The sequence below is a fragment of the uncultured Psychrobacillus sp. genome (genome assembly GCF_938022135.1).
Classification (GTDB): domain Bacteria; phylum Bacillota; class Bacilli; order Bacillales_A; family Planococcaceae; genus Psychrobacillus.
The window spans coordinates 11,974-25,471 of the sequence record NZ_CALIED010000023.1 but is presented as its reverse complement, the minus strand read 5'-3'; the positions used below and the strand labels follow the sequence as shown (position 1 = coordinate 25,471).

Genomic DNA, 13,498 nt, shown 5'->3' with positions numbered 1-13,498 from the left:
ATAAAACTATGCTCAAAAAATAGACATATTCATTTTATCTGAATATGTCTTACAAATAGACTTATTGAAGAACATTAAATTCCACTAAAACTCCAGATTTAAAATACTGTATAACCTAGCCTATATAAACGCTTTCGCATGTTCCAGCTGCTGGTTCATAAAAACAATGATCTTTATATTGTCCAGAAAAAGGTTGACCATACCAAGTCGGAGGACATGGAGCGTATGGATTAAAATACCATAATGCATATTTTGCTGGGTGTTCTCTCCAATAGTCCAAAGCCTGCTTTGCTAACTTTTTTTCAGTACCTCTCGCTCTTTCATAAAATAAATTACCTTTTTGAACGGCTTCAAAAGAATAATTGCCCCCTTGTACCTGAAAAATGACATCCTCAATAGACCTTACATCTCTAAAGTCTAAACAATCAGCTTTAGCACGGTTTACAATTACATTTCCAACATATAACATCCCTTGCTTACCTTCACCTTCTGCTTCTGCTCTCATCATCCTTGCCATGAGGTCAACATCTTTATCTCGGTATTTAACTCTAGCCATTTTTTCACCCCCTAGATACTATATGATAAAAGCCCGAATTATGTCATTTTGATACTCCCTATTCATTTAGGTTATAAACCTTTTCCTTTAAATCAGCCTACTAAAAAATCTCGAGACACTACATCTCGAGATTGCTTTAGTCTATACAATTTTAAACTTCTGCTTGTACTTCAACTACGGTTTCTTCTACCTCAGAGCGACTCATTTTTTCTTTACCGCTCTTCAGTGCTTTTAACGTTTTATGAGCTAGCGCAAGCGGTAGCTTACAGAATAGTAGGATGCTTTTACGGTTGATGCTTTTTATATATTCGTCTGCTTTAGATAGGTTGTCCTCCGCATATTCAAACATATCTGCTCGTGTCCATCCCTCGGGGAAGAATTGTACCCCTCGCTCTTTGTCTTCGTCTTTATTTCTTAATATGTTTACTGCTTGCAAGCCTCTCCCGTACGCTATCGCTAAATCGCGGTCGGTTTCAATATCTGCATTCCACTTCCATAGATCAGAAAGCATTACTCCAACAAGCCCAGCTACATAGTAGGTATACTCGTCTAGGTCTTCTTTTGTTTTTACTTGCCATTCCTTCTCTACCCACTTCGCCATTCCTTCTGCCATTTCAGCGGTATAGGTCTTAACTGTAGCCACTAAATCAGTTGGACAGATTTCAAGCCAGTCGCCAAGTCGGAGGGAAACTGCTGGTAATTGTTCCTGATACGGAGCTACAAGCAGTTCATATTCTTTTTTATCAAAACCATTTACAAGCATCTTGCTAGTTTCGAACAATAAATGTTGTTTTACTAGTGCATCCAATGTTTCGTGGTCTTCAATCTCATCAATTGCACGCATACAAAGATATGCAGAAGCAACCGCCTTTTTCAGAGTGGGCTCTAAAAAAGTAATTGGAATATAAAAGGTTCTGCTTGTTTTCTTTAGCATATCCATTGCTTCTTTTTGTAATGTTGCTACTTCACGCACAACTAGGCGCCTCCATTTCACGTTCAAGATTCTATACCCTCTATTGTATCGGATTTTACCTAAAAGATAAAATGACTCCTTACAGTTGTCGTAAATCTGTTACAACTTCACTAGTATAATATTGATCACTTACCAAAAAACCTATCAGCTTGGATGCAACTTCCTCTGCACTACTTAGCTGACCAGTCACTTTATACTCTCTAAATTTATTTACTAACGCAAATTCACTTTCTTTGGCATCCCGAATCTTCCCTTGCATATTCGTATCAATAATTCCCGGAGCAATAGATACTAGCTTTACACCATTTGTTTTCCTCGATTCCTCGAGCTGTACTGCTTCTGTAAAACGATCAAGTCCTGCCTTCCCAGCACAATAGCTGCTCCATCCCTCATACCCATTTCGACCAGCGCCAGAAGAAATTTGCATAATTTTTTTCGGAACTTCTTTTTGTTCTGTCATTCTTATAAACGTTCCAGTTAATATCATAGGTGCAGTGAGGTTTACCGCAATGCTTTTTGCCACTAGATTAGAATCTATCTCTCCAGCTGTCCCAATTGGCTCAATGGTTCCTGCATTATTGATAAGGGTCAACGATGTTGCCTCTTCTATCACGTTATTCAACAGCTCTTCTAGAGTTTCTGCTACCTTTTCGGTTGTTGCTAAATCAAATAGAACGTGATGATAATTAGGATGTTCAAGCTTACTTTCTCCCCTTGCAATACCAAATACTCTCTTATTTTTATCTATAAGTTGTTTTACAAGCTCTTGTCCGATCCCGCTAGTGGATCCAGTTACGATAAATACGTCCATCTTTTCTCCTCCTTTAACTACTGCTTCTATTAGCATATCCTTCCTTCTGTCCCCTTTCAAATATCCTTCTCCCTTTCTATTTAAATGAAAGATGGAAATTTATTTCAAGTAAAATTTTTAGGATTTAAAGAAATAAAAGGGGGTAAATGATTTAAAACAAAATAATCTTGCATAGGAGGATTTCAAATGGCTACTAAAGAACTGGCATTGCACGAACAACTAGAGGTGCACGAGGTGTTAATCTTTAAAACTTCTTGTGTCGCAAAAAGTAAATTATTTATGGATTTAGTACAAGATAAAAAATTAAAAGAAATTTTAGAGGAAGACTTAGAGCTTTCTACAAAGGCTATTAAGGATTTAAGAAAAGTCCTTGCAGACGCAAGCAAATAATTAATTAGGAGGAATTTAAAATAGCTACTAAAAAAGAGGAAACAAAAACAGAACAACAAGAAATGGCAATGATTGACGACATGGCAATTGCGACTGATTTATTAATTACTTCCAAAGCAGCTGTTAGAAACCTAGCTACTGCAATTACCGAGACGGCGACTCCTTCTGTTAAGAAGCTACTGCGTCGTGAGTTGGATAATGCCATTGATACACATGATAAAATCGCACAATACATGATTAAAAATGAAATGTATCATGCGTATGATTTAAACGAACAAATGGAGCATGACTTAGAAAAAGCTGATATTGCCTTAAATTTAGCGAAAAAATAGGGATTCGGAGATAACTCCAAATCCCTTTTTTATAGCACTACTCAATTCCCTCTATCGTTACTTCCTTCACTGGTAAGAATAGCTCGCCAGTCTCTAAATATTTCACCTGTACCTTGTCGCCCACTTCCATGTATACAACGAATGGTGCCATTTCCGACGAGACAATGTAATTTGCTTTATTGTCTAGTAGGAACGATACTTGCGTGAAGTCTCCTACACGTTCTTTAAATACACGAACTACTGTACCAGACACTGATTTTTCCTCGGCGCTAGAACTACCGTCTACAGTGCTTCCGCCACGCTGAATAGCTGTTTTATAAAGCTTTAACGCTTCATTTGGCGTATTCCCGTAAACAGAGATTTCCGGGTTTGCTGCTGACACGATAAAGTAGTTTTGTAGAAACCCGTTTGAGTCTAATACTGGTGTTAGCCAGCTTGCTTCTCCATAAAAATTATAGAGAACAGGCATCTCACCAGACCATTTCTTTTCTATAAATTTCTTTTCAATAATTTGAAGTGCACCTTGTGAGTCCATATAGGAATCCTCTAGGTTACCAGTGTAATAGGTAGCTTTACCAGTTCGACCGTCCGTTAAGGAGTAACCCAGCATAGAGTCCACGCCTTCTTTAGGGCTAGTGAAATCTGTAAAATAATACATTTCTCCGTTTTCAGTGAAGATAGGACTTACATTAGCCTCCGTCCCTTCGTCTGAAGGAAGCTTCACTTCTTTTTTACCGATCAAGCTATTAATAAAACCATGTACATATTTTCCATAATAACTGTTTTGTAAGCTTACAGTTTCTGGTGAAACAGCACCATCAATAAATTCAGGTACATCTGCTAAAGCAAATGATTCCGTTTGACCTGTAGCTGGGTCTACAACAACGATCCCCTCTACATCAAAGCCATTACGTGCAGTGATAAATTTACCGTATGAACGAATATAGTATGGTTTTCCATCTTCATCAATTTCTAATTGGGCATCTCCATAGAAAATTTTAGTCGGATGCTTCATACGCATATGTCTTTCTAAGTTTTTATGAAGAAATGACGATGGTGTATAGGTCATTTGGGATTTCACAAATTTAGGATTATCCGCTGAATCAGTTGCACTCATTGTAAAATAACCTGGAGTGACATCCCCATTCCACCATTTAAAAAATCCTGAAAATTCTACCGGTGCGATATATACGTACTTGCCATCTACCTTTTGAATTTGTAAATTACCTAATTCATAGTAGCTTGTATCTGGTACTTGGCCAAATGCCTTCTTCATTTTGTTACGCGCAAACTTAGGAGGAACACTCGCTGGTGTTTTTGTTTCATCGAATGCCTCAATTTCAACTTCTTCATCCATTTTTGCTACTTCATACTTTTTATCAGCATTCCACACAGGTGCTGATAGCATATAAATTGCTAAAGCTAAGCTTCCTAGTAAAAGGATACCTTTTACCTTTTGTTCTACACCTCTTGCCAAAAACGTTCCTGCAAAGGTGATCAATACTAGCCACGGCCATAGGGCAGTCCAGTTTCTATCTAAATTTGTTACATAATATATGATTGCGACTACAACGAACGTTAGGATTGCAAGTAAAGCAATAGAAGACACTTTATCCTTACGATCGCCGCCAAGTGGGACTACTAATAATGCAGTGACTACTGCGACTACGGCTGAAATAATAAATACAAAAGCCATTTATCCATCCTTCTTTCTTTTTTTCTACTTCTTTATACGGTTGAAAGAAGAAATGGTTTCAAGCATTATCCTTCATTGAATTCTCTTTTGACATTTCCGGAGGCTAATTCAATAAATTTCCACATAGTACTTGACCACTGATTATATTCAACAGAAATAAAAAATGTATATCCGTTTAAGAAAATAGGGTGTAGTTGATTCCCGCTTTCGGTGGACGCTTTCCGTGGGGTGAGCGATAAGCCATCACAACCACGCGCGTTAGCGATGGGCGATGGGTGATGGCTTATCGCAAACCCCACTACTAAAAAAACCCTATAAGATGACCTTTTTTTCAAAGTGTCTATCTTATAGGGTTTATTTGGTTATGATAAGAATCTTTTTAGGAGATTATTTTAACTCATTTAAGATTTCATCTAATTTTTCTGTTTCTGTTGTTACACCATTGCTTGAGAAGTACCAGTTAACACCATCTAGGTACACAATTTTTCCTTCTTTGTAAGCACGAGTTTGTTTAATAATATCATTTTCAATATCTGCTTTAATTGCATCTACATCAGAAGCAGTACGGTCAATTATTAATAAAACTTCTGGATCTACAGAAAGAACCGATTCATAAGAGAAATCTGAACCATGAGATGATGCCTCAATATCAGTAGTTGCTGGTTTGAAACCAAAGTCATTGTACACATATGCAAAACGAGAATCTGCTCCGTTATCGAAACCAGAGATTTTTTTGTCATTGTACATTGCTACTAATGCATTTTCATAACCTGCTGCTTTTTCTTTCACTTCATCCACTTTTGCTTGTAGATCTGCTTTTAGCTTTTCAGCTTCAATTTCTTTATCAAAGATTTGAGCTGCTAAGTCAACTGTTTCATTTACAGCGTTAATATAATTTTCATTGTCAGAACCGATGAATACTACATTTGGTGTAATTTCTTTTAATTCCTCATAGAATGGTGCTTGACGACCTGAGATGAAAATAACATCTGGTTCAGCAGCTGCTACCGCTTCAAAGTCGATTTGTTTTAGCGTACCAACATCAGCTACACCGTCAACAACATATTTTTCTTTTAAGTGTTGTGGGATATTACCTTTACCACCGTTCGCTGCGATTCCTACAATTCCCTCTACTCCAAGTGCATCAAGTGTATCTAAGAAACCGTAATCTAAAGTGATAATGCGCTCCGGCATTTTATCTAAAGTTACATCTTCAAATGTAATTGTTGTACCTTTTTCTTCATCTTCGCTTGAAGCTGTCAAAGAAGATATTTTCATTGGAAATGCAGATTTTTCAGCCGTGTCAGTTGCTGCTGAAGTTGAATCTTTCTCTGTAGATTCACCAGTTGCTGAATCATCATCTGAGTTACATGCTCCTAGCATTAATGTTAAAGCTGCAACTGCAGTTAAAAACTTCCATTTTTTCATCTTTCTTTTCCTCCTAAAATATACTTACTTTAATTGAAAATGATTATCATTTTCATTTCTAACTCTAGTTTAAATGAAACCCTCAAAATTTGTCAACTGATTTCTGCAATTAATTATCATTCTCATTTAGCCTCATGAAACACGTGCATAAGTGTCTGACTTATGCACGTACATGGAATCTACTGATTACAAACTAAAAGAAACCTTTCGTCTACAAAGTTATTGAGAATTAAAGTATACGCAAATACGGCAACCATCCTGCACTTGTACTGGGATATCCATATCGTAGACATCACGTAATGCTTCAGAATTGATAATCTCATGTGTTGGACCATCCTTTACAAGGCGCCCCTCTTTCAGTGCAACGATACGATCAGAATAAACAGAAGCAAAGTTAATGTCATGTAATACAATAACGACAGTTTTTCCTAAATCATCTACAAGTTTACGTAAGATTTTCATGATTTGTACGGAATGTTTCATATCTAGATTGTTTAACGGCTCATCCAATAAAATATATTCCGTATCTTGAGCAATTACCATGGAAATAAAAGCACGCTGCCTTTGACCACCTGATAACTCATCCAAAAACTTATCTTGCATATCTGTTAAATTTAAATACTCCAGCGCTTGATCTACCAACTTCTCGTCCTCTGCATTTAGTCGTCCTTTGGAATAAGGATAGCGACCAAAAGCAACAAGCTCACGTACTGTTAAACGGATATTTAAATGGTTGGCCTGCTTTAAAATAGCCACACGCTTTGCAAAGTTATTCGATTTCATTTTCTTTACATCCGTTTGATCTAAAAATACTTCCCCTGTATCCGCATCTAAAAGGCGGCTTACCATGGATAACAATGTGGATTTACCTGCACCATTTGGTCCAATAAAAGAAGTGATTGCCTTTGGTTGTATTTTTAGTGTTACATTTTCAACGACCGGTTTTTTCCCAAAGCTTTTAGAAAGCTCTTTAATTTCTATCATGCTGCTTTCCTACTTTCCTTTAGTAATAAGTAAATAAAGTAAATCCCACCGACAAAGTTAATGATGACACTAATAGTTGTATTTAAATGAAACACATGCTGTACGATAAATTGTCCTCCGACAAGGCCGATAATACTAATCAAGCTCGCTCCAACAATTAGTACAGAATGCTTATACGTATCTAAAAATTGATAAGCTACGTTCGCTACGATTAGTCCTAGGAATGTAACAGGACCAACTAGAGCTGTGGAAGTAGCTATTAACACAGAAGATAAAATCAAAACTTGTAGAACAATCTTGTCATAGTTAACACCGAGGTTAATGGCATTGTCTCGACCTAACGAAACAACATTCAAATCTTTTAATAACCTAGAGCCATACAAAAATGCCAGTCCTAGTATAACCATGGCAATTAGTAATAATTCGGTTTTCACATTCATAAAGCTTGCAAACAACCGAGCTTGTAAACTTTCATATTCAACAGGATCAATGATGACCTGCATAAATGTCACTAGACTTCCTAGCAAAGTCCCAATAATCATACCTGCTAATAAGAGAAGGAAGATTGGATACTTATCTGCTCGGAATAAGAAACGATATAAAAGCACCGCGAAAATGATCATTGCCATAATCGATACACTAAAGTTCAAATAACGATTTACGACGAATAAAGAGGCAGAGCCTGCTGTAAAGTAAATCACCGTTTGTACTACCTCATACATAGAGTCAACACCCATTACGGATGGTGTTAATAAACGATTATGTGTTACTGTCTGGAATATAATCGTTGCATATGCAATTGCAGTACCCGTGATTACCATTGCAGCTAAACGTTCTACACGCTTTGGAAAGGCATAACTAAAGCCGCCTTGAATATTATAAAATGCAAACAATGCCATACATACTAATGCAATAACAGCCAAAATAATTAGCTTCTTACTATTTTTTCGCATATGCTTTCCCCCTAAACAACATAATTAAGAAGATCGCACTGCCGATTACGGCAACTGTTGTATTTACCGGAATCTCATAGGGATGAACTATTAGTCGGCTGATAATATCACATGCGAGTAAGAATGCTGCTCCCATGAAAATAGTATGCGGGATTGTCTTGCGTAAATTATCTCCTAAATACAAAGAAACAAGGTTCGGTACGATTAAACCTAAAAACGGTATAATACCTACTGTTAAAACGACCGTTGTAGAAATAATTGCTACAATAACAAGACCTATATTTAATACTGTACGATAACTTAAACCTAAGTTTTTTGCAAAGTCCTCACCCATACCTGCTACAGTGAATTTGTTTGCGTAAATATAAGCTATAATAATGGCAGGTACGGCTACGTATAGTAATTCATAGCGTCCAGAGACAATTAGTGTAAAGCTTCCTAAGAAGAAGGAATCTACATTTTGTAAGACATCTGCTTCGTATCCTAAGAATGTGGAAATGGCACCAATGATATTACCATACATAATACCAATTAAGGGTACGAACATAACATCCTTGAATTTAATACGCTCAAGCAATTGCATAAAAATAAACGTACCGATTAGTGCAAATGAAAAACTAAAGAAAATTTGTCCCATATAAGACATATTTGTAAAGAATATCATCGAAACTATGACACCTAGTTTTGCTGCATCCAGCGTACCGGCCGTTGTCGGTGATACGAACTTATTCCGACTTAAACTTTGCATAATTAAGCCTGCAATACCCATTCCTGCACCAGCTAAAATAATTGCCATTAAACGTGGCAATCGACTCATTACAAAGATTTGGGTCTTCTGGGAGTCCAAATCAAGCAGATCACTCGGTTTTATATCAATGGCACCTATAAATAGCGAAATAAAGGATAGGATAATAGTTGCTACTACTAATATCCATAATCTCATTTGTAATCCCCATAAAAAATATATTTCTCAACTTTGTTGATAACGATTATCATTATTGAGTCGTCTTCCATTATAAACAACGAATATAGTAAAATCAACATGTACTACTTAATTACATTGTTAATTTCAACAATTCTTTGTACTCTAAAATTATGGAATTGACGTTAGTTTATAAACATATGTTTTACAATATAGTTTAGGGTAGGATATTAACCTGAGAATCCTAGTTTTTTAGACCTAATAGCTTCCAGCAGGCAAAATTATAAAAAAGATTAAATTCGGGTTATATAGAAGCTTCTTTGTAAATTACTGTTTATATTTTGGCTATATTAAAGGGTTGGGTTGATTGATGATGCAAAGAAATCTTAGATCAGAGAGTAGAATTGATTTTTCGCACCAGCCGGACGCTTTCCTCGGGGTAGCGATAAGCCATCACTCATCGCTAGCGCGTATTTATGCTGTCTTATGTATCTCACTCATCCCGTAGGAGTCGATGTCTGGCACTCCAAGCAATAAATGGGATCAGGTTTAGGATCGATAAAGCGCTAATAAATTTACTCGCATAAGCGAAGCTGAAAAACTGTCACCAACCCAATTTCGTCATCTATTTTATGATTTTAATAGTAATTGGAATGTCCTTTTTATAATGTTTACAGTCACCATAAAAAATTGTTAGTCAAAATCAACGAATAACTTTAAGCTTATATTTTTAAAATTCCTCTACATTTCACTATCAAGAGAATATGAAAAAACTGCTCTTCATATTCCACCTTACGAAAGAGCAGTTCTATTGATTTATTTATTAAGTTTCGTAGATTACCTATAGAACTTCATGACTCATCTGTTTACAGACTGACTTCCTCTATACAAATAGCTTTCTTATTTCTTACCGAAAAGCCTTTCCTCCAGCTAATTGTAACCATGAAGGCCGACGCGACCAATAGTCCACTTAATATATAGAAACATATGATAATTAATCCGGAAGAGACCATTCCTGTAAAAAGTGCAAGCAATAAAATTCTGATGAGCAAGCCAATAGAACGGAACAAACTATCAACTCTGCCAATAATCTTGTTCGGAACTTGATCCATAAGGAACGAATTTCTCGCTACTCGAGCCCCACTGTTTCCGATAGCTAAAAACAACATTAACGATAGGTATACAGGTAGTTCTACAAAAACAATCAAAGAAATGGCAACGGTATAAATAAGCACTCCTAATATAATAGTCTTCTCATTTCCTAGTTTTTTCGCAAGCATCGGAACAAATGCCCCTGCTAGCACTGCTCCAGCAGCATATATCATTCCTTCTAAGCCATAAACGCTAGCATCCGCCTCTAGTACTTCCACTAAATAAACAGGAAACAAATAATTCGTCAGCATAACTCCTATAAAGGGCATAAAGGCAAATACCAAAAAAACGAACATGGCTGGACGTCCCATCATATAAACTAACCCATCCCAAGCTCTACCTTTCTCTTCCTTCTCTGCTTCTGATCGTTTCGCTCTGGTATAAGGAAGTTTAACATAGAAGTAAATAGCTGCTCCGTAAGTCAAAACATCTAATAGTAAAATAAAATGTAAATCCCATTTCATTAACAAAATACTAGCTACTCCTCCAGCTATCATGCTAGAAAGCTGCCCCTGTACCTCCATCGTCCCGTTTAAAGATTTATACTGATCCTTATGAAAAATTTCCTGATTCATCGCAAACATGGTTGGATAAAAAATAGTGTAATACAGACTGCCAATCATATAAATTAGTGTGTAATGCCAAATTTCATAGGATAAGCCCAAGAATCCAATGGAAGTGAAAAACAATAAGGCAACTAAACAAACTATTTCACTAATTAACAGTAACTTTTTTCTGGACATTCTATCTACTAACGAGCCAACAAAGGGCGTTATGATAAAACTAATGATAGTCATTGAAATCGTAATATAACCGAATACTGCGTTACCGTCGTCACTCGTCACGAGCATCCAGGGAATTGCTATCATTGTAATTCCTGAGCCTATAGAGGAAGCTATATTAGCCAATATGATCAGCCAAAATCTTGAGTCTTGATATAAATTTTTCATCGTCAAACACCCCTTCAAATATTCTTACTATTCTTAATGTAAGGGAATTGACATAGATTGCATTCAGCCAATGGTCTTAAATCATCCTCATACCTTTGACCGAAGAAACCCACCTTTACAGTCAGATACAGGTGGGTTTCTTTGTTTTATTTTAAGGTTTCCGTAAGATATAAGTCCTTTTGGATTTGTTTCAAAGCATCCGTAAGCTCTATACGATAGAAAATAATTAAGTTTCTGGTTGCTCGCGAGACCATCGTGTAGAGAAGAAACTTGTCATTGGGCCCATCGTAAACCGATTGGTCAGCGTCTGCTATTAATACAGTCGTAAATTCAAACCCCTTTGCCATGTATCCTGGCATGATTAATATCCCTTTCATATATACCTTTTGTTCCTGTGATATTAGTTGAATAGAGGGAATGATATTCTTCAATTCCTCATAGAGCATCCGACAGCTTGCCATGTCCTTACATAATATAACCAAAGAGGTGTTGGTCTCATAATAAGAATCTACCACTGCTTTTATTTCCGTTAGCCGCTGCTCCTTATCCACTTTTTTTACTAATGGCTTTCTCCCACTCACTCCTAGCGAGAGGACCTTATCTTGCTTTAAAACAGCACTCATAAAATCTGTAATTTCATGCGTAGAACGATATGATTTGTTAAGTTCTACTATAGATATATCGGAAAGCTCCCTTGGTATATGATCTTTTTCGGTTGGATGTACTACTTGGTTTTTATCTCCCAGCAAGGTAAAGTGAGCTTTCGGAAAAAGCTGCTGAATAGCTTTAAACTGAAGAAATGAATAGTCCTGTATTTCATCGATTACAATATGCTTGATGTCTAGGTTTCTGTCAATTCCTTTGATTTTAGCTTGTATATACATAAGCGGACCTAAATCTTCATAAAAAAGTTGTTTGGATTTTATTTGTCGAATCGTTAATTCATAGACTTTTTTAGCCTCCGTTGTATCCATACTCCTAATGGAACCCGTATAAATTTTCATGATGTTAACGAATCCCAGTTCTTCTATTGCACTATGGAGGGGTGAGTACTGCTTTTCTATCTCTTTTTTACTCTGTCTCATTAAATACTCGTCATCACCGATGTATTGGTCGACTCCCCTAAGCTCCTCGTATCTCCTCAAAATCGCCTGTTCCTTCCATTCCCTTAACCTAGGCATCAAGTGATTACGAATCTTTTTTAAACGGAAGTCTATTTCCAAGTTTGTATATTTTCGATAAAACAATTCTTGCAGCTCTGTAGCTGATATAAAAACTTTCTTACCAATACTTAATGTGTAAAAAGGTAAGCCGGCCATTGCTAAATCCTGTAGGTATTGTACGAGATGAATTGCATAAGCATTTGAGTTTTTCCAGTAAAAGCTTTCCTGATGTATCAAGTCGGCCTCTTGTAGCCGCTCTACATTTTCATAAAAGGTCTCTGCCACTAATGGAAGGCGCTTCATGCCTTTATATAAACGATAATAGGTAGAATGGACGACATTCTCCTCTCCTAATTCCGGTAACACATTAGAAATATAATCATTAAACAAATCGCTTGGGGAAATAAGCATAATATTTTTGGCGGAAAGTGTCCTGCGGTATTGATATAGAAGATAAGCGATGCGTTGCATAGCTACAGATGTCTTTCCACTTCCCGGTGGTCCTAGCACCATCATATTATGATGACTTTCTGAACGAATAACTGCATTCTGATCACTTTGAATGGTCGTCACAATACTCTTCATCTTTTGTTTTGCCGTATCCGTCATAAGGCTTTGTAGCACCTCATCACCGATATATATGTCTGCATCAAATATTTGTAAAAGATTATCGTAGGAGATTTTAAATTGTCGGCGTCTTTGGATCTGGACGGGCACTATCTCTTCACTAGGAATTTGGTAGAACGCTTCACCTAACTTATTTTCATAAAACAGACTGGATATAGGGGCACGCCAATCATGGATAATAATATCACCTGTGTCTTCTTCACCAAACGTAGCGAGTCCAATATAAAGGCTTTCCAGTTGTTCATCCTCTATATCAATTCGTCCAAAATAGGCACTTTTATAGAGTAGCTCTAACTTAGAAAGCACATCATTAACATGGATATAACGTAGTTCTTTTTCCTTGAGAGTAGGTAGTATGGTTGCAAAATCAATTCCACGTTCATCAGACAAATCTGAGAACTCCTTTGAAACGGATTGCCGCTCTTCTATTAGTTCACCTTTTTGTTTTTTAAGAAAAACTTGAAGAACATCTATATGTCCCTTTAGCTTTTCAACTACTGTGGTTAAATGTCGCTGTTCCTCATCCCAAATATGTTTTTCCATCCACTAACCTCCCTGACA

General features: G+C 36.7%; 12 protein-coding genes. 2 read left to right on the top strand and 10 right to left on the bottom strand.

Features of this window, described 5'->3' with window-relative positions; all coding sequences use genetic code 11:
- Positions 1-115: 115 nt before the first annotated feature.
- The 3 genes from Q0371_RS05650 to Q0371_RS05640 all read right to left on the bottom strand — a co-directional run bounded on the left by Q0371_RS05650 (position 116) and on the right by Q0371_RS05640 (position 2,376).
- Complete coding sequence (locus tag Q0371_RS05650; protein ID WP_169359273.1) at positions 116-556, bottom strand: cell wall hydrolase; 441 nt, start codon at positions 554-556, stop codon at positions 116-118.
- A gap of 151 nt (positions 557-707) precedes the next feature.
- Positions 708-1,529 (bottom strand): phytoene/squalene synthase family protein, encoded by an 822-nt coding sequence (locus Q0371_RS05645; RefSeq protein WP_298469283.1) that lies wholly within the window; start codon positions 1,527-1,529, stop codon positions 708-710.
- Between the two features lie 79 nt (positions 1,530-1,608).
- On the bottom strand, positions 1,609-2,376 hold the full coding sequence (locus Q0371_RS05640) for an SDR family NAD(P)-dependent oxidoreductase (RefSeq protein WP_298469280.1): 768 nt from the start codon (positions 2,374-2,376) through the stop codon (positions 1,609-1,611).
- Positions 2,377-2,526: 150 nt separating this feature from the next.
- On the opposite strand from Q0371_RS05640, the gene Q0371_RS05635 reads away from it, so the two are divergent.
- Positions 2,527-2,730: a spore coat protein gene (locus Q0371_RS05635; RefSeq protein ID WP_169359275.1), complete on the top strand. Its 204-nt coding sequence runs from the start codon at positions 2,527-2,529 to the stop codon at positions 2,728-2,730.
- Positions 2,731-2,792: 62 nt separating this feature from the next.
- Positions 2,793-3,062: a spore coat protein gene (locus Q0371_RS05630; RefSeq protein WP_298469276.1), complete on the top strand. Its 270-nt coding sequence runs from the start codon at positions 2,793-2,795 to the stop codon at positions 3,060-3,062.
- Positions 3,063-3,099: 37 nt separating this feature from the next.
- Here Q0371_RS05630 and Q0371_RS05625 read toward each other — a convergent pair whose 3' ends face one another.
- The 7 genes from Q0371_RS05625 to helD form a co-directional block, all read right to left on the bottom strand.
- Complete coding sequence (locus Q0371_RS05625) at positions 3,100-4,758, bottom strand: hypothetical protein (RefSeq protein ID WP_298469273.1); 1,659 nt, start codon at positions 4,756-4,758, stop codon at positions 3,100-3,102.
- 387 nt (positions 4,759-5,145) lie between these two features.
- Complete coding sequence (locus Q0371_RS05620; RefSeq protein ID WP_298469270.1) at positions 5,146-6,186, bottom strand: siderophore ABC transporter substrate-binding protein; 1,041 nt, start codon at positions 6,184-6,186, stop codon at positions 5,146-5,148.
- Between the two features lie 219 nt (positions 6,187-6,405).
- Entirely contained in the window at positions 6,406-7,170 is a 765-nt protein-coding gene (locus Q0371_RS05615; protein ID WP_169359281.1) for an ATP-binding cassette domain-containing protein, read from the bottom strand.
- Positions 7,167-8,123 (bottom strand): iron chelate uptake ABC transporter family permease subunit, encoded by a 957-nt coding sequence (locus Q0371_RS05610; protein ID WP_169359282.1) that lies wholly within the window; start codon positions 8,121-8,123, stop codon positions 7,167-7,169. The genes Q0371_RS05615 and Q0371_RS05610 overlap by 4 nt, the downstream gene beginning before the upstream one ends.
- On the bottom strand, positions 8,110-9,066 hold the full coding sequence (locus Q0371_RS05605; RefSeq protein WP_169359283.1) for an ABC transporter permease: 957 nt from the start codon (positions 9,064-9,066) through the stop codon (positions 8,110-8,112). Before Q0371_RS05605 ends, Q0371_RS05610 begins: the two co-directional genes overlap by 14 nt.
- An 845-nt stretch (positions 9,067-9,911) precedes the next feature.
- Complete coding sequence (locus Q0371_RS05600; protein ID WP_298469267.1) at positions 9,912-11,147, bottom strand: MFS transporter; 1,236 nt, start codon at positions 11,145-11,147, stop codon at positions 9,912-9,914.
- A gap of 146 nt (positions 11,148-11,293) precedes the next feature.
- On the bottom strand, positions 11,294-13,480 hold the full coding sequence (gene helD, locus Q0371_RS05595; protein ID WP_298469264.1) for an RNA polymerase recycling motor HelD: 2,187 nt from the start codon (positions 13,478-13,480) through the stop codon (positions 11,294-11,296).
- Between the last annotated feature and the right edge of the window lie 18 nt (positions 13,481-13,498).